At 45.6% G+C, this 23,261-nt stretch carries 18 protein-coding genes and 1 pseudogene; 15 read left to right on the forward strand and 4 right to left on the reverse strand.

The window, feature by feature from the left end:
* The first annotated feature begins 169 nt into the window (after positions 1-169).
* From AC6I8U_RS08980 to AC6I8U_RS09010, 7 genes and pseudogenes are all read left to right on the forward strand, one after another.
* On the forward strand, positions 170-1,450 hold the full coding sequence (locus tag AC6I8U_RS08980; protein ID WP_498018343.1) for an MATE family efflux transporter: 1,281 nt from the start codon (positions 170-172) through the stop codon (positions 1,448-1,450).
* A 94-nt stretch (positions 1,451-1,544) separates the two neighbouring features.
* A pseudogene (gene hpf / locus AC6I8U_RS08985) lies at positions 1,545-1,835 on the forward strand (ribosome hibernation-promoting factor, HPF/YfiA family); the annotation flags it as partial.
* Positions 1,836-2,124: 289 nt separating this feature from the next.
* A complete protein-coding gene (locus AC6I8U_RS08990; protein ID WP_156111054.1) occupies positions 2,125-2,289 on the forward strand; it encodes a hypothetical protein in 165 nt (54 codons plus the stop codon).
* 31 nt (positions 2,290-2,320) lie between these two features.
* Positions 2,321-3,988, forward strand: coding sequence for a mechanosensitive ion channel family protein (locus AC6I8U_RS08995; protein ID WP_498016604.1), 1,668 nt, complete (start codon positions 2,321-2,323; stop codon positions 3,986-3,988).
* A 194-nt stretch (positions 3,989-4,182) separates the two neighbouring features.
* Positions 4,183-5,391: a multidrug efflux MFS transporter EmrD gene (emrD, locus tag AC6I8U_RS09000; protein ID WP_498016605.1), complete on the forward strand. Its 1,209-nt coding sequence runs from the start codon at positions 4,183-4,185 to the stop codon at positions 5,389-5,391.
* Between the two features lie 466 nt (positions 5,392-5,857).
* Positions 5,858-7,195, forward strand: coding sequence for a sodium/glutamate symporter (locus AC6I8U_RS09005; protein WP_252014340.1), 1,338 nt, complete (start codon positions 5,858-5,860; stop codon positions 7,193-7,195).
* Between the two features lie 213 nt (positions 7,196-7,408).
* The gene (locus AC6I8U_RS09010) at positions 7,409-9,454 is read left to right on the forward strand and encodes a diguanylate cyclase (RefSeq protein WP_498016606.1); all 2,046 of its coding nucleotides are present in this window, start codon (positions 7,409-7,411) and stop codon (positions 9,452-9,454) included.
* 66 nt (positions 9,455-9,520) lie between these two features.
* Here the strand turns inward: AC6I8U_RS09010 and AC6I8U_RS09015 are convergent, their stop codons facing one another.
* A complete protein-coding gene (locus AC6I8U_RS09015; protein WP_498016607.1) occupies positions 9,521-11,632 on the reverse strand; it encodes a methyl-accepting chemotaxis protein in 2,112 nt (703 codons plus the stop codon).
* A gap of 311 nt (positions 11,633-11,943) precedes the next feature.
* On the opposite strand from AC6I8U_RS09015, the gene AC6I8U_RS09020 reads away from it, so the two are divergent.
* The gene (locus tag AC6I8U_RS09020; protein ID WP_052412961.1) at positions 11,944-12,483 is read left to right on the forward strand and encodes a DUF3124 domain-containing protein; all 540 of its coding nucleotides are present in this window, start codon (positions 11,944-11,946) and stop codon (positions 12,481-12,483) included.
* A 66-nt stretch (positions 12,484-12,549) separates the two neighbouring features.
* On the opposite strand, the gene AC6I8U_RS09025 is transcribed toward AC6I8U_RS09020, so the two are convergent.
* Positions 12,550-13,632: a TRAP transporter substrate-binding protein gene (locus AC6I8U_RS09025; RefSeq protein WP_498016608.1), complete on the reverse strand. Its 1,083-nt coding sequence runs from the start codon at positions 13,630-13,632 to the stop codon at positions 12,550-12,552.
* A gap of 281 nt (positions 13,633-13,913) precedes the next feature.
* Between AC6I8U_RS09025 and AC6I8U_RS09030 the strand changes: the two genes are divergently transcribed.
* The 5 genes from AC6I8U_RS09030 to cobA all read left to right on the forward strand — a co-directional run bounded on the left by AC6I8U_RS09030 (position 13,914) and on the right by cobA (position 19,788).
* Positions 13,914-14,534 carry a LysE family translocator gene (locus AC6I8U_RS09030; RefSeq protein ID WP_042475539.1) on the forward strand — a complete coding sequence of 207 codons (621 nt, stop codon included), beginning with the start codon at positions 13,914-13,916 and terminating at the stop codon, positions 14,532-14,534.
* A 369-nt stretch (positions 14,535-14,903) separates the two neighbouring features.
* On the forward strand, positions 14,904-17,462 hold the full coding sequence (gene nirB / locus AC6I8U_RS09035; protein WP_498016609.1) for a nitrite reductase large subunit NirB: 2,559 nt from the start codon (positions 14,904-14,906) through the stop codon (positions 17,460-17,462).
* A gap of 2 nt (positions 17,463-17,464) precedes the next feature.
* The gene (gene nirD, locus AC6I8U_RS09040) at positions 17,465-17,788 is read left to right on the forward strand and encodes a nitrite reductase small subunit NirD (protein WP_498016610.1); all 324 of its coding nucleotides are present in this window, start codon (positions 17,465-17,467) and stop codon (positions 17,786-17,788) included.
* Between the two features lie 277 nt (positions 17,789-18,065).
* Positions 18,066-18,923, forward strand: a complete 858-nt coding sequence (locus tag AC6I8U_RS09045) for a formate/nitrite transporter family protein (RefSeq protein WP_498018344.1) — start codon at positions 18,066-18,068, stop codon at positions 18,921-18,923.
* A gap of 112 nt (positions 18,924-19,035) precedes the next feature.
* Complete coding sequence (gene cobA, locus AC6I8U_RS09050) at positions 19,036-19,788, forward strand: uroporphyrinogen-III C-methyltransferase (RefSeq protein WP_498016611.1); 753 nt, start codon at positions 19,036-19,038, stop codon at positions 19,786-19,788.
* Between the two features lie 96 nt (positions 19,789-19,884).
* Here cobA and AC6I8U_RS09055 read toward each other — a convergent pair whose 3' ends face one another.
* Complete coding sequence (locus AC6I8U_RS09055; RefSeq protein WP_498016612.1) at positions 19,885-20,940, reverse strand: DUF4382 domain-containing protein; 1,056 nt, start codon at positions 20,938-20,940, stop codon at positions 19,885-19,887.
* A 315-nt stretch (positions 20,941-21,255) separates the two neighbouring features.
* Here AC6I8U_RS09055 and AC6I8U_RS09060 point away from each other — a divergent pair, with 315 nt between their 5' ends.
* Together AC6I8U_RS09060 and AC6I8U_RS09065 are read left to right on the forward strand one after the other, a co-directional pair.
* A complete protein-coding gene (locus tag AC6I8U_RS09060; protein ID WP_498016613.1) occupies positions 21,256-21,519 on the forward strand; it encodes a CG2 omega domain protein in 264 nt (87 codons plus the stop codon).
* 41 nt (positions 21,520-21,560) lie between these two features.
* Positions 21,561-22,610 (forward strand): DUF4382 domain-containing protein, encoded by a 1,050-nt coding sequence (locus tag AC6I8U_RS09065; RefSeq protein WP_498016614.1) that lies wholly within the window; start codon positions 21,561-21,563, stop codon positions 22,608-22,610.
* Positions 22,611-22,661: 51 nt separating this feature from the next.
* Here AC6I8U_RS09065 and AC6I8U_RS09070 read toward each other — a convergent pair whose 3' ends face one another.
* Positions 22,662-23,018, reverse strand: a complete 357-nt coding sequence (locus AC6I8U_RS09070) for a hypothetical protein (protein WP_498016615.1) — start codon at positions 23,016-23,018, stop codon at positions 22,662-22,664.
* Between the last annotated feature and the right edge of the window lie 243 nt (positions 23,019-23,261).

Below are 23,261 nucleotides of genomic sequence, written 5' to 3' on the forward strand. Positions count from 1 at the left end.
CTTCTTAGGTTTGGTCACGTGCTAAGGAATAGCCGTAATTCAATCAAGGACGGGCTCGCTGCCCGTCCTTCCTATTTTTTAGCCATCGTTCGTGACGACAAGTCGGAACACAAAATAAGAGAACAACGTGGATAAAGATTCTAAACAGTTAGCCAAGCAATTGTTCAACATGACCTTACCTATGGTACTGGGTGTGCTTTCGCTAATGAGTTTCCAATTGGTAGACAGTGCCTTCATTGGTCAACTCGGCGTACTGCCTTTGGCAGCGCAAGGCTTTACCTTGCCAATGCAGATGGTAATCATCGGGATTCAAGTAGGCTTGGGCATCGCAACGACAGCCATTATTTCTCGAGCACTCGGCGCTAACAATGAAGAGTATGCTAAACAGCTCGGCGGATTAATCCTCGTGTTCGGTAGTTTAGGCGTCGCCATTATTGGTGTGGTAATTTGGTTTATTAGGCACCCTATCCTCGCAATGCTGAGCGCCCCAGAATCTGTTTACCCTGTCATTGATAGCTACTGGCCTTATTGGTTGTTAAGCTCTTGGGTAGGGGCTGTACTCTATTTCTACTACAGCGTGTGCCGAGCAAACGGTAATACTGTTCTTCCTGGCATGATGATGGTCATCACTAGCATTATTAACCTGGCCCTAGACCCACTGTTTATCTTTACCTTTGATATGGGGATTAATGGTGCCGCTATCGCCACGGTAGTGGCGTTTGGTATTGGTATTTTGGTTGTTGCGCCTAAAGTTGTCTCTAAAAGCTGGGCGTCATTCAATTGGTCTAACGTGGATATTGCAGAGAGCTTAAGATCGATATGGAAGATCATGGCACCCGCTATGGTGAGCCAGTTATTACCGCCCCTCTCCTCTATGCTAGCGACAAAACTGCTGGCGACATTTGGCACCGCTGCGGTTGCGGCTTGGGCTCTTGGCTCTCGTTATGAGTTCTTTGCTATCGTAACCGTGCTTGCACTGACCATGTCGATGCCACCTATGGTGGGTAAACTTTTGGGTGCGAAGAATCTAGTCGATATTAAGAAGCTCGTCAACATCGCCGTTGCTTATATTTTGGGCTTTCAGTTTGTTGTGGCACTCATCACGCTGCTGTTTGCTAACCAGCTCTCTGCGCTGATGACCAGTGAAGATAACGTATATCAGATATTGAACTACCACCTTATTTTGGTGCCGTTCAGCCTAGGTCCTCTCGGTGTCTGTATGTTGATGGTGTCAATATCTAACGCACTAGGTAAAGCTAAGACGGCATTGACCATCTCTACACTACGCTTGTTTGCCTTCTTTTTACCTTGTTTGTGGGTTGGCGCACAACTTGGAGGTATCCAAGGGCTGTTCTACGGAGCACTAATCGGGAACGTCCTTGCCGGAGTAAGCGCTTGGTTCACATACAGTTATTCTGTGAAGCAGCTTGAAAAAGCGCTTTCAAACTAACCTTATGAAATAAAAAGAAAAGCCTTCTTATTTTTGTCAAACGCCCTCTCCTTTGCTACGTTTAAAATACGTAGTGAAAGGAGAGGTGCAATTAATGAAAATAAACATTCAGACCCATCACGTATCTATCGGTGACGACTCAAGAGAAGAGATAGAAAGCAAGTTTGAGAAAATTGCGGCTCATTTCCCGCAACTAATTAGCAGCGACATCATCATTAGAAAAGAGCACGACCAACACGAAGTCGAAATATTCACTAACTACGAAGGTGTACGAGTCTCTGCTAAAGCGACCCATGACGTCATGTACCCAGCGATCGCAGCATCGCTTAAGAAACTCGAAGCAGGACTTCGCAGCCGTAAAGGACATCTAAAGTCCGGCGCCCATTAATAAGAATACTGACCACTGTATAGTTTCAGCGGTCCATGCCCTCACTAGATTTCAAAGCCGACACTCTGTCGGCTTTTTTAGTGCTCTACTTTTCCCTACAAAACAATACTGAAATATTTCTTACCGTGATATTGAACAATCAAATAGCTGCTTTATCGCGCCCTATATCGCTCATCACTCCCCTCTCAGATAGTCTCATCGGCTTTTCAACGCCTGTGGCACAAAATGGCAACTTTACAATTTTTATCCCGCTACTATGTGCTCCAGATAAAGAGGAGCAGACACGATGACCTATAGAGAATTTCAACATACCGACGCCTACAAACTGATGGTAGGCACTGGCGACCTAATCACTTCCATCGCCAATTTTACGTTCACGGTAATCAAAGCAGTGGCCAAAGCTGGCTACTGGATTACACGCAAAACCTACTTGTGGATCGCCCAGCGATAATCCTGAATCCAACTAACTCTTGAGAAAGCGAATGAAAAGCAAATTAGCACTTGTTTTAGCATTGGCAATTGGAACTGCCTCTCCCATTACAACTTTGGCTTCGGACAGCGTATCCTCAACCGACAACCCTTTATTAACGCAGTCAGAGGCATTGATTCTAGACGTTGAACGCCTCAGCGCGAGCGCTGAGCTAAACCGTTTTGAAGAGAGCATTATCGATCGTAAGAATGACGCCTTAAGACAATCACTGTCCGAGCGTTTAACCAGCAATAAAGATGCAGAAATCAACAAGCAGATTGTCGAGAGTCAACTAAGGTTGATGCAGGACCTTCTCGCCGCTAATGAGCAAGATCTCAAACGCTTATCAAAAGAGTCAAAGCAAGCAAGTGATGCAGCGAAAGACGAAGTTCAGTTCGCTATGCAAAAACGCATCACCACAATGGATGAATACTATTCGGATCTCTCCACGACGCTAGTATGGGCGTCAGATCTAGGCATAGACACTACAAAGGCACGCACCATTCTAGAACGTGACCTTAAGGAACGAGCAGATTTTCTCTATAATTCGGTTCTGTATCTCGACAGCCAACTGAATGATGTCAATGACAGACTCGCTTACTTGCCTGAAGAAGAGAAAGCGGCACTACAGGAGGATGCCATTAGGATCACCGGTCAGATAAATCTGTTGATCTTAAGTCTCGAATCGAGCATTACCTTGCTTGAGCAATATGGTGTCGACACGACCGATTACAAACAGCTGTTATTTACAATTACTGGTGATATTAGCACCGACGTTCTCGATGTGAGTGTCATGATGGGGCTACTCACCGAATGGCTAGGTGCTTTCAAAGATTGGGCAATGGAACACACACCATCGCTAATCGTTAAGATCTTTGTCTTTGGTATCATTCTTTGGTTATCGCGTTCATTTGCAAAAATTGTTGGTAAAGCGGTACGCAAGAGTGTCAGTCACTCAACCATGAAATTCAGTGTATTGATGCAAGATTTCTTTGTCTCAATGGCTCAGAAAGGGGTTACCGCACTCGGTCTGTTGATCGCATTATCACAATTAGGGATCGAGCTTGGTCCACTGCTTACTGGTTTCGGTGTTGCGGGTGTTATCATCGGTTTTGCATTGCAAGATACCCTGTCGAACTTTGCATCGGGCATGATGATTCTAATCTATCGTCCATTTGATGTTGGGGACCTAGTAAAAGTGGCTGGAATATCGGGTACCGTTAGCCACATGAGCCTGGTCTCTACTACAATACGAACCGTAGATAACCAGCGCCTCGTTATTCCAAACAATAAGATCTGGGGCGACACCATAAACAACATCACAGCAGAGAAAACTCGTCGAGTAGATATGACGTTTGGTATTGGCTACGGTGATGATATAGATAAAGCAAAACAGGTATTTGCAGACATTCTTGCAGCACACCCGAAAGTACTAAAGTCACCTGAACCGATGATTTATGTCCATACCTTGAACGAAAGTTCAGTGGATTTCATCGTCAGACCTTGGGTGAAAACGGAAGACTACTGGGATGTTTACTGGGAAGTCACCGAAGAAGTGAAGAAACAACTTGATCGCAATGGCATCAGTATTCCATTCCCGCAACGTGATGTTCACGTGTACCAGCATGCAGCAGCGACAGAAGTCGACTTGCTAACGGTCGCTCAAGCTGGGGCGAAGTAACCAAATGCGAGCATTCACACCTTGAATGCTCGCATTACTTTTTCTAATCAATAACTGAAATTTTTATCGTGATTAATATCACGCTTTGTTATTGATGAAAGTCCAAACTGACTCTAATATCTGCGCCCTAATACTGACAGGGCTATTCCTAGGCAGGTTTAATCACTTCCTATTGTTTAAGAGATATTTGAGAAATGTCATCCAAGTTTCCATTAGCTAAGCTGACCTTTTTAATCGCTATTTTGACCGCGGTCGGTCAAATGACCCAGACGATGTACGTGCCTTCAATTGGTCAGATGGCAAAAGAGTTCCACGTTAATCCTGCTATCCTGCAAGCTGTTATGGCGTGTTACTTGATTCCCTATGGTCTTTCACAATTTATATACGGACCATTGTCGGACAAGCTCGGGCGCAAACCTATCATTATCTCGGGACTTGCGCTTTACCTAGTTGGTGCGCTAATCAGCTTATTTGCTCATTCATTCGAACTGTTTTTGCTAGGAAGTTTTGTCCAAGGCGCAGGTATCGGCAGCGGTGGTGCAATGTCTCGCACCCTATCTCGCGATTGTTTCTCTGGTGAAGAACTGCATCGTGCAAACAGCATCATTAGTATGTGCGTGATCTTTTCGCCTCTGCTGGCACCAGTACTTGGTGGCCTGCTTACAGAGACTTTAGGCTGGCGTTCAAGCTACTTATTTTTGACGCTCTTCGCTGTTGCAGTGGTCATCGTAATGTCATCGAAGTTGGTCGAAACACTGCCTGAAGAGCGTCGTACGAAAAGCTCGGCAGTGGACAACTATCGATTTGTCCTATCCGATCGCCGCTTCCAAGGTTACGTGATTTGTCTTGTGGCGACGTTTGCTGGAGTCGCAGTGTTTGAAGCAGCAGCTGGTGTGCTATTTGGCGGTGTATTGAAGCTTTCTGCGCTTACGGTGAGTATTTTGTTTGTCATGCCAATCCCAGGGTATTTACTCGGGGCCGGATTTTCGTCGCTCATCGCAAAACGATTTGGAAATGCAGCGGCGTTTAAGTTCGGTCTAGTTGCTATTGTTGTAGGCTCTGTGATCGTCCTTATTCCAGGTTTAGAGGGCAGCACAGATGCATGGACACTCACCATCGGCTCAACGGTTTATTTCTTGGGTGCTGGCGTACTCTTTCCAGCTGCAACCACTGGTGCGCTGACCCCGTTTCCGAATCATGCTGGTACTGGTGGTGCAGTTCTCGGTGGGATGCAGAACCTCGGTGCGGGTCTTGCGACGCTCGCTGCATCAGTCATACCAGCGAGCAGTCAACTACCGCTTGGCGTCATAATGTTAGTCATGGCTCTTCTTGCTATGTGGGGACTGCATATTGCTAAGCGCGATCGTGGTCGTGATAACACTGGTGGTGCCGTCGCAGTGTAAAGCACTTGGTCATGCATTCACTTATGCATTCACTTATGCAGCGCGTCTTGAAGACGAAGGCGCACTGCTTGATAAAGATCATGGAAGTCCCCTTCTTCGCAATAAACTCAGGCACAAGTTTGATTTTGCGCTGACATTTCTCTAAGATGCGCCACCCTGAGCAATTGAGTAATCACTCAAATCTGTTACTAAACCGCTTTGGTTGTTATGGCTAATATCCAAACTAAGTGGTCTTCAAGTAACTCGTCTCGATGAGGATCGGACTCTCATCACGCTCACATCATTTAGGGGAAATGCCCCTCGACTTTTTGAGAAGCCCGCCAACTATGGCGCTCTCTATTCAGGCTCGGTGACCGGCTTTGTTTGCCCGAACCCCACTGACCAAATACACAATATGATTGAGTAGCGATTTAGCTACTTATGCTCGCCTAGCGAGCAATAAACTATTATAACGATAGGAGTTTTTATGCCTAACGGATTAATGCTGTCCGATCTAGCGATCGCTGGCGGACTGCTACTTTTAGGGAAAGTACTTCGAGTACACCTTACTGTTTTCCAAAGAATGTACTTGCCCTCGGCTGTTATTGCCGGGCTTCTTGGTTTGGCGCTCGGTCCTGCAGGCGCTGACATTCTGCCGTGGACAGACACCTTTGCAAGCAACGCTGGTCTTTTAACTGCTGCACTTTTCTCAGCACTTGGTCTTGCAACCGATGTTCCGTCACCTTCAGTCGTAGCAAAACGTGCTGGTAGTATGTGGGCGTTCAACCAAGTCGCCTCTGTATCTCAGTGGTTGTTTGCTGCGATGTTTGGCCTGTTTTTAGCGTCTTTTGTATTCTCTGACTTAACGCCAGCGTTTGGGATCCCTATGGCGGCAGGCTTTATGGGCGGTCACGGCACCTCGGCGGTTGTCGGTGATATCTTCACAAACCTTGGCTGGGAAGATGCGTTTACGCTAAGCCTTACGTTTGCCACCGCAGGTATTTTTATCTCTATCTCTGTTGGCATGATCATTTTACAAGTTGCCCTCAAGCTTGGCTTAATCAAACGCTTTAACAGCTTTCAAAAGATGAATGATCACGAACGTAAAGGTCTTATTGAAGAGGGTGAGCAACGCTGGGCGATGAAATCAACCATGTCGTCGTTGTCCGTTGACTCCTTTGCGATTCATGCTGCTTTGGTGGTTGTCGTGACCGCTTTTTCTTATGTGGCAGCGGATTTTTTGTCTTCTTTTCATGACAAAGTTCAAATCCCAACCTTTGTAACGGGTTTTCTAGGCGGAATGTTTGTGCGTATGGTGGCTCAACGTACTGGCGCATCTCAATACCTGTGTGACGGCGCATTCAATCATGCCTCGGGCATTAGTACTGACTACCTCATCGTGTTTGGTATTTCAGCCATAAAAATTACAGTACTCGTGCAGTATCTGCTACCAATGACTCTACTTGCCATCGGCGGTATCTGTTTCACTCTGTTCCTTATTTTCTGGGTGGCACCCCGTATACTTGGCGATAACTGGTTTGAGAAAGGCATCTTTTCTTGGGGATGGCTAACGGGTACAGTCGCAATGGGTATTGCGCTACTTCGCATCGTCGATCCAAATATGAAAAGCAAAGTATTGGACGACTATGCTATTGCTTATGTTCCAGGGTCCATCACCGATATATTTATTATTTCTCTGATGCCAATTGCTATGTATTCCGGTTACCATTGGGAAGCGTTAGCCGTTGGTCTTAGCTACATCGCGTTTGTTCTTTTTGTTTGGCGCTTTGTATTCCAAAAGTCAGGACAACTCGTGACAGAATAGACCCACAAGGCGGCGACACTTGCCGCCTTTTTTCAACCAAACCAGCCGCCATAACCGACACAACAATGCTCACCCTTACCAAACCACGACTTTTATTTTGATTTCAGTCAGTTAACATTGCATTATGGTTAATAGAGACTAGAATAAAAAACGTGTCTCGCCCCCAAGCCATGGAAGGAGTAGTTGGAGTTGAGAATTCGCTGTATACATAACATGTTTGTATTTCTTGTCTTCGCTGCTTTTCTTTTCTCCGGAGCGCCTTCTAACGCACTTGCAGACACATCAGACAATAAGACGTACTACATCTCTGCTCATGAGCGTGACTTCTTAGCGCGATTTATTTTCTCGACGATAGAGAAAGAAGCGAATATTGCCTTTAAATATGTAGACTACCCCGATTTCAGTGAGCGACTTAATGCGATAGAAAGTGGTCAATTGGACTTTATTGCCAACATTACTTTCACCAAAGCGCGTGCGCAGCGATTTATCTTCTCGCCACCTATCAATATTGAACCGACTTACTTGTTCACCGAAACAGACAAGAGTTTTGATGATATCCATGTGGTCGGTACTACGATGGGAACAGCGTTTAACGATATTATTCAGCGCTATTATCCAGAGAAACGTGTATTGGGCTTTCTCGACAATGAGGTGGCCTTTGAGAGTATACGAAGTGGTGATATCGACGGTTACATCGGTACATTCTTGCAGCTCGAATGGTTTTTGAGTGCAGGTTTTAAAGCGACACTCATCAACGATAAAGTGTCTATACCACCAGTTTCGATCATCACTAATAAATCCGAAAATGCTCCGCTCCTTGCAAAGTTCAGTCGCATCATCGCTCAGGAATCAGTACAGAAACAGATCCGCAGCTATATTGAAAGCTACATTACTGAGATAGCGATTAAACAGCTCAAGAATGATATTGAGTCTTCTGGCCTAAACTTGGAAGACCCTATCGATGTCTACCTTAACCCTCGTAAGCCGTATGTTTTTGCCGATAAAAACGGTATCGTGACAGGAGTCGCGGTAGATCTAGTCAATGAGATCTGCCGTCTTAGTTCTCTTGAATGCCGATTGGTATTCCAGCCTGATGAACCGTGGGCAGCGTCTTTGCAGAAACTCATGCTCGGCGAACATGAGATCATGACTCCGATTGCTGATCTTAATCACCGTAAAGAACGCCTTATTTTCAGCGACCCGTACGCATCTATTGATGGTGTTATCGCTAAACGAGTCGGATACAAAGAAGAAGTATATCGCCATATCTCGGAGCTGTTTGCTGAGCGTGTCGGTGTGGTCGAGAACGGTGTCTTTGCGACCGTTACTCGTCGCCTCCTTCCCAACAAAGAACTGGTCTACTTCAAAGATACTGAAGCTTTGGTGCGCGGGCTAATAGGTAAAACCATCGACTATGCGGTGACCAACCGAGTCACTCTCAATACGTTACTTTATGAACAGTCATTGTCTGAGATTACCGAGGATCGCTATTTTAAGCCTTTCTATCGTTCTCAGTTGACGTTTGGTTTTCCAAAAACAGAACGTGGTGCAACACTATCGAAACTCTTTAATCGAACGCTCGACTTTGTAGACACTGAAACGATTCATCATCGCTATCAACCTCCAGCGAATTGGCGAGAATTGAACGAGAAAGAGCTCGATAAACAGCGACTGAACGTCATCAATATTTTACTTGGTCTATTTATTTTAGTGACGATCACCTTTGGTTATTTGACTAATCACCGAGCTAATCATGACGTTTTGACCAGGTTAAAAAACCGCTATGCTCTAAACCGTATTCGCAAGCAACCCTTGGGTAAAGGTAACGGCCTAATCTTTATTGACCTAAATGGGTTTAAGCAAATTAATGACACCTACGGCCACGCCGTTGGTGATCAGGTACTACGCTGTTACGCCAAATTACTTCGCCAGACAGTTAAAGGGACGAGCTACCGAATCGGTGGCGACGAGTTTGTTGTTATCACACCCATGAATAATGAGATACTTCGAGAACTCTTGCCCAAATTGGAGAGTTTTCAATTCGGTGTTCGTGGGCATGATCTGACCTTGGACCTAAACGCGGCAATTGGTGTATTCCTACCTGATAGTAGTGATTTGAGTATCAGGCAGTTACTAATTTATACCGATTTTGCTATGTATGAAGCCAAGCGCAATAAAGGCCTAGGGAGCGTGATTGTCGACAAAGCTAAGCTAAAAGAGTTAATAGCAAAAAACAACGTAGCCAATCCCGTCGATTAAATAAGAAAAGGGAGAGGCCAGTTATAGTCACTCCCTTTTATTGAGCCGTCTTTTACCGCGACTACCCTATACTTCGAAACGACCAACCAATTGATCTAGCCTTGATATCGAGTTTTGCATTAGTGCGGTTCGGCGCGCCAATTGCTTTGATTGATACTGCAAAGAGCCCGTCGAATCGGCTGCTAATTCTGCCGTTTGAGAGTTAGTGTTACTCATACTTGCCAAGCCAGTGATGGCATCAAAAAGCGAGTTCACCGATTCTTGTAATCGAGCGTTTTGTTTCGAGTTATCTGCAAGATAGGCATTACTTTCTACGTTATCAATACCGGCTCTCATCGTCGTCACCGCTTTTTCAGACTGGTGACGAAGCTGCTCCATCAAGTCACCAATGTCTTTAGCTGCTGCCGCCGTTCTATCAGCAAGTGTTCTGACCTCATCGGCAACCACAGAGAACCCACGTCCGTGCTCTCCCGCTCTCGCGGCCTCTATGGCTGCATTAAGTGCAAGCAGGTTCGTTTGTGCAGTGATATCCGTAATCAGTGTGACAATGTCACTAATCTTTTCCATCTCACTGTTAACATCGTTCACACTCGCTGATGAAGATTGGACGATCGCCTTGATTGTCTCGGCACTGTTACGCGCCGTCTCATACTCGTTTCTCGCTTGTTCGACAGACTCTGTCATCAATACGTGCATTTCACGTGCGTTGTCATTGGCTGAGCTGATTTCGCCAACCTGCTTTTGAGAAAGGTCGATCAGCTGTGAGATGGATTCCGAGGTGCTTTCACTCGATTTAGAAAGTCGCTGACTGCATCGAAACATCGATTCCGATACGTTGTTCACTTCTCGACTGGCGAAGACTAACTCGGAAACCACGGTTTCGAGGTTATCGATAAAGCTATTGGTCCAACGGCCTAGATCGCCGGTTTCATCTGCCTTAAACTTCGATGAGTCCAGTCGCTGTTTAAGGTTTCCATCCCCCTCTGCCAAAACCTTCATCACACCTGTCATCTGTTCGAGACTACGCGACAACGGCTTGGCCGTTCTCGCTCGGAACAACACAGTAAGTAAGCATGCAAATAAGAAAGACAAACCAGCGCTTGTGTATGCGTCTAGGCTTAGAAAGTGTTGTAGCATCACCGGTAACAAAGTAACGGCTATAGCGGATGCCATAAAGCGCCTTGTTAGTCGGCCAACCAGAGAACGGTGTCGATGTACTTCTTCTAAGTCGGATTCACACATCATACCCCAGGTATCAATTGAGCCCGGCAGTCTGAACGTGACGCCTTTGCCTATTACCGGAATATGGCGGTAGTCTGAGTAACCTGGATAATCGACATACAAATTGCTGCCATTTTTAATGGTCTCTCGAACACCCGGGTGAAGTTGATTGGTCGCTGGATCATTAAACACAACCTCAAACTCAGTATGTTTTTGGATCTTCACGGTTCCCCAGTCTGTTTGCACACCTTGTTTTAGGTTCTCTCCGTGTGAAAAAGTATTGTCCTCAAAACGCGAACGAGATAACGCAACACCCTGCGCTATTGACGGGTCAAAGTTAGACTCAACCATAAACAGATAGTTGTCACCCGATTCACTATAGATATGCCCTGCTTCTCGTTGAATCAAATCTCCCAATACGTCATTTGGCACACGACCGCAGAGGATCGGTGCATCAGCATCATCAATATTGAGGGGCTGGTAGAACATCAAGGTCACAGCATCATGAAACTTGGAGGATGACGGACCTACATCTAAGGTCTTTTTATCGACATACGGGCCATGCAGAAACGGCTTGTTCCTCGCAAGGTCAAGAGCTTTCTTCGATGCGCTCTGATGACCAATATATTCTCTACTGGTCGAACTTAAAACTGCACCATGTACATCGACTAAAAACAGCTCAGTAAAGTCCTTACCTCTACGTAGCAATAAATCAAGCGCTTCTGCTCGCTCGTCTTCCGCCTTGGAGGAGAGGTAAAACGCGGCATCTTCTAGAAAACGCCACTGGTTTTGAGTCCATGCTTCCAGCAGTTTGACCCTAGTTTGTGCAATGCTCTCGAACGTTTGCTCTAGTTCGGTGATTCTATCTCGATTGGAGAAACACGCCTTCCGCATGGCGATTTTTCCGGTACTACCTAGCCAAGGTAACCAACGTTTTTCTTCAGAAGTTAAGTTCATTTTCATTCCTTTGAATCTACTTTATTGTCTATTTTATTGATTATATTGCAATTTATATACCCGTACTTTGTGTGGTTTAAACCTCTTCTGTAACAAGAAGGCTGTTCAAACAAAGAGCCAAAAATGGCAATGCGCATCAAGATAGTCACCATCTTAGTGCGTTCAATGCACCAATATAGTGACTCGAGCATTACACTTTCTAACACTATGTTGATCTAGGTAACAGTCTGATTTACTGAACAAATTCGCTATCCGTTTATTTGCTAGTACAATAAGGAAGACCCCAACAATAATTCCTCTTAGGAGACTCTATGACTGAGAATCGTAACGCCAGCCAAATCGTTTCCATTATTTCCACTATTCTTGTTATCGGACTTGCGATTTACCTGGGTACCTTGGTGAAATCTGTCGATACCATTGAAGAGAAACTGAGCCACCAGGCACAACAAATTGAACGCGTAACAATCGCATCAAACGGCAGTGACGCCACCAGCGCCTATGTACCGGCCTATTCACATATCTACACCGATGGTGGTAAAGCCGTGCTGCTTGAAACAACGCTAGTGGTGAGAAATACCGACCCGAAGAACAGCATTAATATCCATAGCATTGACTACTTCGATACCAACGGTAACTTGGTCAGACAGTTTTTAGAGGAAGGTTATGAACTGAGCCCATTATCAAGCTCTGAGTACTTGGTTGAGAAAAGAGAAACCAGTGGCGGTGTTGGGGCAAACTTTATCGTGAACTGGTCAAATCCGAATCAAGCATCGAAACCTATTTTTGAAGCGGTGATGATTGGTGCTGGTCAAGGTAAAGATATCTCGTTTACTAGCCGTGCTCCTCAATAACACACTATTTAGCTCCCATTAAAAAGCCCTGCGCAGAGACGCAGGGCTTTCTAGTTAATCTGAAGCCTATTGAGCTTGCTCGTTCAGATAAGCTTGCAACGAAATATTAGTCCACTCGCGCATTTTGGTTAAATAGTTGGCTTGCGAGTCCAAGATCTCTTTTGCTAGTTCATCGTTTGAAGCCTGCGCTTTCAATAGTTCGCCATTTGCTTGTTTCAGTGCATTGATGACTTCAGGTGGGAAGCTGCGAACCTTGATGTCCGGGTACTCTGAGCTCATCTTAGACCAGCTGTCGGCATTCTCATGCAACGCTTGCGTATACATGTCAAAAGCAGCGACACGGAAAGAAGTTTCGAGGATTATCTTAAGGTCGCCCGGCAGTTTCTCCCATACCTTTTTGTTTACGAGAAATTGTGTCTCGGAACCAGGCTCATGCCATGCTGTGTAGTAGTAAGGTGCGATTTTCTGAAAACCCATTCGAAGGTCAAAAGCAGGGCCTACCCACTCAAGCGCATCAATGGTTCCACGCTCAAGGGATGTGTAAAGCTCACCAGGAGCAATATTGGTTGGTTTCGCCCCTACTTGCGCCAAGACTTCACCCGCAAAACCTGGGATACGCATTTTCAGACCTTTTAGGTCCTCAACAGAGTTAATCTCTTTCTTAAACCAGCCTCCCATTTGGATGTCAGAGTTTCCGCCTGGGAAAGAAAGTAGGTTATGTGGAGAATAGACTTTTTGCATCAGCTCTAGACCACCACCATGATAGAACCACGAATATTGCTCCATCGTCGTCATGCCAAAGGGCATCGAGGAGAAATACAGGGTGTTTGGCACTTTACCTTTCCAGTAATAGGAGCTTGAGTGTCCGAGATCGTATTGTCCCGATTTCACCATATCAAACACACCTAGCGGTGCTTTATGTTTATTGGCAGAATCGATGCGAATGATTAAGCGTCCATTAGACATCTCTTTCGCAAGCTTAGCCATATTCTTACTGGCATCTCCCAAGATAGGCGTATTTGGTCCCCATGTCTCAGCAAGTTTTAGTCGATAGACTTTATCTTCCGCATTAGCATTTACTGCGGCAAGGGTGGTAAGAGAGGCGACGATGAGGGTACTAACTCGGCGAATGGTTTTTTTGAAGTCCATTTCTTTGATTCCTGTGTACGTTGTTGGATTGCACCCTTACAATGAATGTAAATACCTTGTATGTCAAAGTGTTAAAATTAGGTATTTCAAACCTTAGGCAGTGTAATTGACCAACATTTAACCAGCCATCAATACACCATGCTTTAAACCAACAACCTGCTTTATTTAACTCCATCCGAGTGCATAAGATAAACATTCCATTCTGTTTAACAAACTGATAGTTCTGTCACGAAATGTCTGCTATTAATACGAAATCGTTCAATATTCTAAAAACAGTAACTATGGACTGGGCAACACTTTCACTATTCATCCCCACCTTCTTTTTCGTCTCGATCACGCCAGGGATGTGCATGACACTTGCTCTCACTATGGGAATGAGTATCGGCTACAAACGAACCCTTTGGATGATGGTTGGAGAGTTGTTAGGCGTTGCTCTTGTTGCCTTAGCTGCCATTCTAGGTATCGCTGCGGTTATGCTCAAATACCCAGATATCTTTTTTGCCTTTAAAGCTATAGGCGCAGCGTATCTGTTCTATCTCGGCATTCAGATGTGGCGTTCTAAAGGCAAGCTCGCTATCTCATCAGATATGGAACATCAACCCAAGCACAATGATTGGGATTTGGTCGCTCAAGGTTTTATTACCGCGATCGCCAATCCTAAGGGTTGGGCATTTATGATCTCTCTGCTCCCTCCTTTCATCGATCAGTCGAAACCAATGACGCTTCAAGTCTCAATAATGTTGGGAATTATTTTACTCAGTGAATTTATTTGTATGACTATTTATGCCACGGGCGGTAAGGGCCTGAAACGCACACTGGGTCAGGCTCAGAACGTCAAAACCATGAATCGCATTGCAGGCACATTAATGTGTGGCGTCGGTATCTGGCTGTTTATTGGTTAATTCTATCAATATAGAGTGATTTATCACTATCATTCCCTGCCATTAACATTTATTCATAATTAGACCACCCGAGGTGGTCTAAACTTTCAATTTCGTAATTCAATTGCTTTTGTATTACAAAACAGAAAGTGCACAGCAAGAGCCATTTACACAACTCATCACCATTAGCAACCATTTGCCTACAATCCATTTACGCATCATTATATTTTCCGATAGGTTTTGTAGGAAAATATAGTGATGTACGATATCTACCCACCCCACCTACCCCTTTAGGATAGTTTAATTCTGTAATTGATTTACATCATGTTTTAATTTTCTTTCACATTTAACAATGCGCGTAGATTCGATAATAACCCTTAGGTATTAATAATGAGCAAGATGAAGCTTGTCGTAGTAGGAAACGGCATGGTTGGTCATCGCTATCTCGAGGACCTCGTCGAGAAAGCGGATATGGCGAACTATGAAGTCACCGTTTTCTGCGAAGAACCCCGCGTTGCGTACGACCGTGTGCACCTCTCTTCTTACTTTTCGCACCACACTGCTGACGAGCTTTCACTCGTCAAAGAAGGTTTTTACGAAAAACACGGCATCAACGTATTGATTGGCGAACGCGCTATCAACATCAACCGTGAAAACCACATCGTATACTCTAGCACTGGTCGTGAAATCAAATACGACAAACTCATCCTAGCGACTGGCTCTTTCCCATTTGTACCGCCTATCAAAGGCAACGAAAGCAAAGACTGTTTTGTTTACCGTACTATCGAAGATCTGAAAGCTATCGAAGCAACCGCTAAGAAAAGTAAGAGCGGCGTTGTTATCGGTGGTGGTCTGCTAGGTCTTGAAGCTGCTGGTGCACTGAAAGCACTGGGTGTAGAAACTCACGTTGTAGAGTTCGCACCAAAGCTAATGGCAGAGCAGCTAGACCAAGCTGGCGGTAATCAGCTTCGTTCAAAAATTGAAAGCATGGGCGTGAACGTTCACACCAGCAAGAACACGCTAGAAATCGCTCCTGAAGGCAAAACAGCACGTAACGTGATGCGCTTTGCTGACGGTACTGAGCTAGAAACTGACTTCATCGTGTTCTCTGCAGGCATCCGTCCTCAAGACAAACTTGCTCGCGAAATGAAGCTAGATATCGCACCTCGTGGCGGTATTGCTATCAACGACTTCTGCCAAACGTCAGATGAAAACATCTACGCAATTGGTGAGTGTGCGTCTTGGAACGAAATGTTCTACGGCCTAGTAGCGCCTGGCTACAAGATGGCAACGGTTGCGGTTGACCACATCGTTGGTAACGACAGCAAATTCGAAGGTGCCGACATGTCAGCGAAGCTTAAGCTTCTTGGCGTGAAGGTAGGCTCAATTGGTGACGCTAACGGTCGCACTCCTGGCTGTAAGAGCTACGTTTACCAAAACGAAGAGCAAGAAGTGTATAAGCGTCTTATCGTTTCTGAGGACAATAAGAAGCTTCTTGGTGCGGTAATGGTTGGGGATACTTCTGACTACGGCGACCTACTTCAGCTAATGTTGAACGAAATCGACCTACCAGAGCACCCAGATGCACTTATTCTTCCAGCACACGCCGGCGCTGAAAAGCCGACGCTAGGTGCAGACTCACTTCCAGAGTCAGCAGTTATCTGTTCTTGTTTTGACGTAACGAAAGGCAAGATTGCAGAGGCGGTTGCTCAAGGTCACCACACCATTGGCGACATTAAAGCAGTGACTGGCGCAGGCACGGGCTGTGGTGGTTGTATCCCTCTTGTGACCTCAGTTCTGAATGCTGAACTTGCGAAGTCTGGTATCGAAGTTAAGAACGATGTGTGTGAGCACTTTGCTTACTCTCGTCAAGAACTGTTCCACCTAGTACGTATCGGTGAGATCAAGACGTTCGAAGAGCTGCTTGAGAAACACGGTACAGGCTACGGCTGTGAAGTATGTAAGCCACTAGCAGGCTCGATCTTAGCGTCTTGCTGGGGTGACCACATCCTTAAGCCAGAGCTAGTGAAGCTGCACGATACCAACGATAACTTCCTAGGTAACATCCAAAAAGACGGGACTTACTCAGTAATCCCACGTATGGCTGGCGGTGAAGTGACACCTCAAGCACTAAAAGTGCTGGCTGAAGTGGCTGCAGAATACAACCTTTACACTAAAGTCACAGGTGCACAACGTATCGGTCTGTTCGGCGCGCAAAAAGACGACCTTCCAGCTATCTGGAAGAAGCTAATTGAAGCGGGTTACGAGACAGGCCAAGCGTATGCGAAAGCACTTCGCATGGCGAAAACGTGTGTAGGCTCTACTTGGTGTCGTTACGGCGTTCAGGACTCTGTTGGTCTGGGCTCTCGCATCGAGAACCGTTACAAAGGCATCCGTACTCCTCATAAGATGAAGTTTGGTGTGTCTGGTTGTACTCGTGAGTGTGCAGAAGCACAAGGTAAAGACCTTGGCATCATCGCAACTGACGCAGGTTGGAACATGTACGTGTGTGGTAACGGCGGTATGAAACCTCGTCACGCAGACCTACTGGCTTCTGATCTAGACGAAGCAACGCTGATTCAATACATCGACCGCTTCATGATGTTCTACATCCGCACTGCTGCGCCACTACAACGCACCTCTGTATGGATGGAAAACATGGAAGGTGGTGTGGACTACCTACGTGAAGTTATCGTTGAAGACAAACTTGGCATCAACGAGCAGCTTGAAGCTGACGTTCAACGTCTAGTGGGCGATTACAGCTGTGAGTGGAAGAACACGATTGAAGACGAGTCGCAGCTTACACGCTTTGCTCACTTCATTAACAGTGACCTACGCGACGACAATGTGGTTTTCGTTCAAGAGCGTGACCAACACCGTCCAGCAACATTCACTGAGAAGCACCCTGAAGCGAAAGGCGACATCCTACACGTTGAGCTGGAGAAGTAATCATGGCATTTCAAAAAGTATGTGACATCCAAGATATCGTCCCAGGCACAGGTGTTTGTGCATTGATTGACGGTCAGCAGGTTGCGGTTTTCCGCCCAAGTGCTGAAGAAAAAGTACACGCTATCAGCAATATGGACCCGTTCTATCAATCTAACGTGCTATCACGTGGTTTGATTGTTGAACACCAAGGTGAACTTTGGGTTGCGAGCCCGCTTAAGAAGCAGCGCTTTAACCTAACAACTGGCGCATGTATGGAAGATGAGCGCTTTAGCGTGAAGGCTTACAAAGCTCGCGTGACCAAAGGTGCGGTAGAGATTTCTGCATAGAGTATTGATCGTCATTGCCATCGCACTACGGCATTGGTCGCTAACATAGACTCTACAAAATCCGTCATCCTCGTGAAAACGAGGATCTCATGAAGCGAGTGACTCGTTGTAGAAGATCCCCTTTTTCAAGGGGATGACGGAAGTAAAGAGGATTACGATGGTTGATTCGATGACGCAAATACTCAAAGAGAATGAATAGCCTATAGGGGTTAGCCACCCTAGCCCCTATCACTATTCAATCTTAACTTTTATATTTAAACTTTGTTGGAGAGACATGATGTCTACTGATTTTAAACCAGCACAATTCGTGCAAACTATGATCGACGTTGGTGAAGCAAAAACCAAAACCAGCACTCGCGATCTACTACTACGCGGTACGATGGCAGGTGTGATACTGTCACTGGCGGTTGTAGTAGCTATCACGACTATCGTTCAAACAGGTATGGGCGTTGTTGGCGCACTCGTGTTCCCAGTTGGTTTCGTAATTCTAAGCGTGATGGGTTATGACCTTGTGACAGGTGTTTTCGGTCTTGCTCCACTAGCAAAATTTGAAAACCGTCCTGGTATCACATGGGGCCGTATCTTGCGCTGCTGGGGTCTAGTAGGCCTTGGTAACCTTATCGGTTCTCTGATTGTTGCTTACCTAGTGGCTGTGTCATTAACTGGTAACTTCTCTCTTGAGCTAAACGCGGTAGCGCAGAAATTCATTGCCGTATCTACCGCTCGTAGCCTTGGCTTTGAGAACATGGGTATGGACGGATGGATCACCTGTTTCGTTCGCGGCATCTTCTGTAACCTAATGGTTTGTCTAGGTGTAATCGGCAACATGACGGCGCGCACTGTTGCTGGTCGTGTGGCTATGATGTGGTTCCCAATCTTCATCTTCTTCGCTCTAGTATTTGAGCACACAGTAGTAAACATGTTCCTATTCCCACTAGGCATGATTCTAGGTGCGGACTTCGGTGTAATGACATGGTTGAACTTCAACCTTATCCCTACCATCCTAGGTAACATCGTTGGCGGTCTAATCATGACTTGTATCCCGCTTTACCTAACTCACGCTAAAACGGCACCTTCAATCTCTGCTGAAACAGAAGAACAAGTGCAAGCTGAACCAGCTCTTAGCGCGAAATAATATTAATAAGACCTCACCTTTAAGGTGAGGTCTTATGCCTCTTTGGCTATAAAAAGTCGTACTGTCGAGTGCTACTCTTTATATCCAAATTTTGATTTGATAGGCGCAGCTTATGACCACTAATCACACATCTTTAAATGCCGGCTTTGTTTCATTAGTCGGTGCGGGACCTGGAGACCCTGATCTTTTGACAGTGAAAGGATATCGCGTGATTCAGTCTGCGGATGTAGTCGTTTTCGATAGACTCGTATCCAAAGATATCCTTTCGCTGGCAAAACCTGATGCAGAGATGATCTATGTGGGTAAGAAGCTCGACTATCACTGTGTTCCACAAGATCAGATCAACCAGATCTTGGTAGAGAAAGCCAAAGAAGGTCATAAGGTGGTTCGCCTTAAGGGTGGTGATTCATTTATCTTTGGCCGTGGCGGCGAAGAGCTGGAAACACTGGCAGAAAACGGCATCAGCTTCGAGGTAGTTCCGGGCATCACTGCAGCTGCCGGAGCAACAGCGTATGCTGGCATTCCCCTTACTCACCGTGACCATGCGCAAAGCGTACAGTTTATTACTGGTCATGTGCAAAAAGATGGCCGCGAGATTGAGTGGAGCTCACTGGCTCAATCAAACAATACGCTTGTATTCTACATGGGTTTAAAACAAAGCGGTCGCATCACTGACAAGCTGATTACCCATGGTCTTGATGAAAACACGCCGTGTGCGGTCATCGAGAATGGAACGCGCAAAGAGCAACGTGTGTTCCAGGGAGCACTTAATACACTGCCGCAGATGGCCAATGAAGCAGAAAGCCCTGCATTGATTGTGGTTGGTAGCGTGACTCAGCTGCACGACAAGCTTAAGTGGTTTTAACTGAATCAAGCCTCACGTAAGGCTGAAATCATTCAGCTCACATACTAAAGCGGGAACACAATGTGTTCCCGCTTTGCTAACTCGATAGTTCAACCTCTACAGAATTGGTGTAATGTCCTGCTCTGTAAACTCGCCTTCCTTAACCTCAACAGGCACATAGTGTTGATAGATCAAGAAGCCATCTTCTGCAGTTTCTTCTGTTTCTGGTTGGTCAATATAAGCGGTACAGGTGTAGCCGATTGAATAGCTACCTGGACCAACGTAACCAAACTCGTACTCATAGACAGTGTTGTTGTCTTGGTCGACACTTTCGTTAACGTTTGCGACTGATACAGGTGCTACACGCTCGCTTTCTGAACCTACATCCCCCATAGTAGTACGATCCATCTCACCCGCATACAGGTAAACCGCGTGGACCGGCTCAGCGCCACCGATCGCGTTATAGGATGCACTATCCGCTTCACACGCTTGATACTGCATAGTTTCCACTTTGCCGCGAATGTGTCCTGATTCTGAAGCATTGACTAGTGCGACACCATTTCGGTTCATCAACATATGCTCTTTACCTGTAGGGTCAGTCAGCGCTTTTCGCAAATCAAACTCAACAATATAGCTATTAAAGCCAGCCATGATTTCAATCGATTCACTTGGCTTTGCGAAAACTAACGTGCCCTGGTCTTTATCATCTGGCTTATAACCTAAACAACTGCCTTTGTTTGGAACCACCAGCCCCTTTAAATTGCCATCAGTCTTTCGCACATAAGAGGTCGTGTCATCAGGCGTTAATCCGTCTTTTGCATACAGGCACAATGCGTAATGACCCGTCGGGATTTCATAATCTCTGATAATGGTCTCCGCATTGCTACCTTGATACTCCATCAAGTCAATCTGACGAAGCTCTTCATCTTCACCGCTCACGTCCAGCGCAATTGGGTCACCTGTTTTCGCACCACTTTGTGGGTCAATCGGTACAAGTACCACATCTTTGAAACCCAAAACCACTTCCATCGCATCATCAACTGGTGCGTCAGACACACCTAGGTTTAGTTTGCCAGTGGTTGCTGTAGGTGGTGTTGCAGTTGTCTCTTCAGATCCACAACCGACCAATAACGTTGAAGTAAGCACAGCAAGCGCTGTTAGACGTGTTTTCATTTTTTTTCCTGTGATTCTGTCAGTGATTTTCTTACTGACGGATTTAACGATTAATTCAGAGAAGCTATGTCAAAGCAGAGTGATGGAAATTCAAATTATTAGTTTTAACGTCATATTTGCTTACTCGCTTCCAAATATGCTCACTAAGCTATGTAACCACAGTCATAACAACACGTGAAGGGTACAAAGTAAGTGTCTCATTTGTGGTATTCGACAATTGGCGATGACGCTTCTCCCGAGCAGTTAGTTTATTCACAACTAAACTAAAGGATGACAACTGCAATGATGCATTTTACTAACGACAGGTAGGTTCGAATGAAAACACTTCTCCCCTTATCCCTAGCCCTTTTGTTTTCACTTCCCATGGCTCACGCTGACGTCACCATCAAAGGCGATCGAATGGAGATCAGCGAGGATTGCCGAAAGATAGAGGGTGAGGTAATGACACTGCGCTCTGAGGATTGCGAGTCTGATTCAAAAGGCTCTCACAAAGGCAAAGGTGAAAACCGCAGCGTACACGGTGATGACAACCCAGGCAAAGGACACGACAAAAAGAATAAAGGCAAAGACGACGACTAACCTCAATGGAGTTTTTCATTGAATAGCTAAGGACTAAAGTTATGAAGACCTTACAAATTAGTGCAATTGCTGGCTTGGTATCGCTAGCTCTTGTCAGCTGCGGTGGCGATTCAGGGTCTGGCACCGCTACTGCACCTTTGACGTTGAGTGTCACTGATGCCCCTGTTGACGACGTTAAAGAAGTTGTCGTCACCTTCGGAAAAGTAGCCCTACTCTCTCAAGGCAGTGACGCGCCACGAGTATTCGATGTTTATCTCACTGATGACGAAGGCAACCCCGTTGACGAGGAAGGCAACCCTATCCCCGATGGGGAAGATCCCGTGCCAATTAGCGTCAATCTGCTCGATTATCAAGGAGACAACGTCATGCCTCTCTTAGAGGATGAAATTGTCAACGTAGGCGAGTATCAGATGTGTGTGTTTGCCAATGACGGTGACCATCCGACTCACCCTTCATACGTGATTAAAGATGATCCAGACAGCGATGATGACCTAACGTTAGAATTAACTGTGAAAGGCGAAGGTACGTGTCCTCAGGGAGTCGGGAGAGAAGCAAACGCTGGTGTCCTGTTCTTCAATAAGTCCTTTACTATCAACCAGCAAACCAACAATTATGCAATTGAGTTCGATTTGCGTCGAGGTCTCAAAAACCAATCTACTTTCCCAAATTACACCATCCAAAGAACATCCATCACCCTCATCAACACCGCTGAAACCGGCAACATTAAAGGAACGATCACAGCCGACAAGTTTACTAGCTGTAATGACCCTGTATCAGATGCGGCGGTTCAATCGGTGTATCTATATGAGAGTGGAACAACCCTCGAAAACATGGCACCTATTGGCGGCACTGACTTAGTCAAACCTATTACCTCAGCATCTGTCGGCGATAAGAACGCTCAGGATGTCTATGAATTTGCGTTTGGTTTCCTTGATGCTGGCAGTTACAATTTAGGCTACACCTGTACTGCGCAGCATGATGATGGTGAGGAGGATTCTGATCCCGTTGCTGCTGGCTTCGTGATGTTCGATACGAAAAGCAATGTTCAAGTGATCGTCAACCAAGATACTAATGTGGTGTTTGGCGAATAAAACACATCTTACTCATCTATATCGAGCTTGATGCGACATCAAGCTCGTTTTTTATGGCTCTAGAACGGTTTGCCGTAACTTAAAGTAATTAACAATATCAACAGCGATTGGCGAAGTTTTACCTTCTTTCACACGGGTCTCGTCTCCATCCAGAATCACTTCGACATTTTCGTTGTCACACCGTAAAGATGTTAACGTACGATCATCTCCTCGACGATGCACTGCGCATCGGGCTGAGGTTGGATTCTCGATAGGTAGAAAACTACCTTGAACATCGCCAAAACAAGCTTCACCGCTCTTTGCATTGATAATACTTGTTAACAGGTCGGATTGTTGCAAAGTGGCTGGAATTGTCGCTTTACTCTCATTCCATACAATAAAAGCAGGCACCTTTGCCGAAGCCATCACGCCATCACGCCATCACGCCATCACTCTCTAGTTCATGCTAGACAGTTTGATGTCTTGGTGAAGAAGTCACCCACAGACTTACCTTATTACTGACGTTAAAAGTGACAATCTTCAGGTATTACAGAGAATCGCCACAGAGTATTCAGATCTAATAACAAGAGTAATACCTCAAATCTATGACCCAGCTAGTTTCGAACAAGTCAAAAGAATGAATGTTGACTCCGTGATTTGGACGCTTTATCG

The organism is Vibrio sp. KUL80 (genome assembly GCF_059725495.1).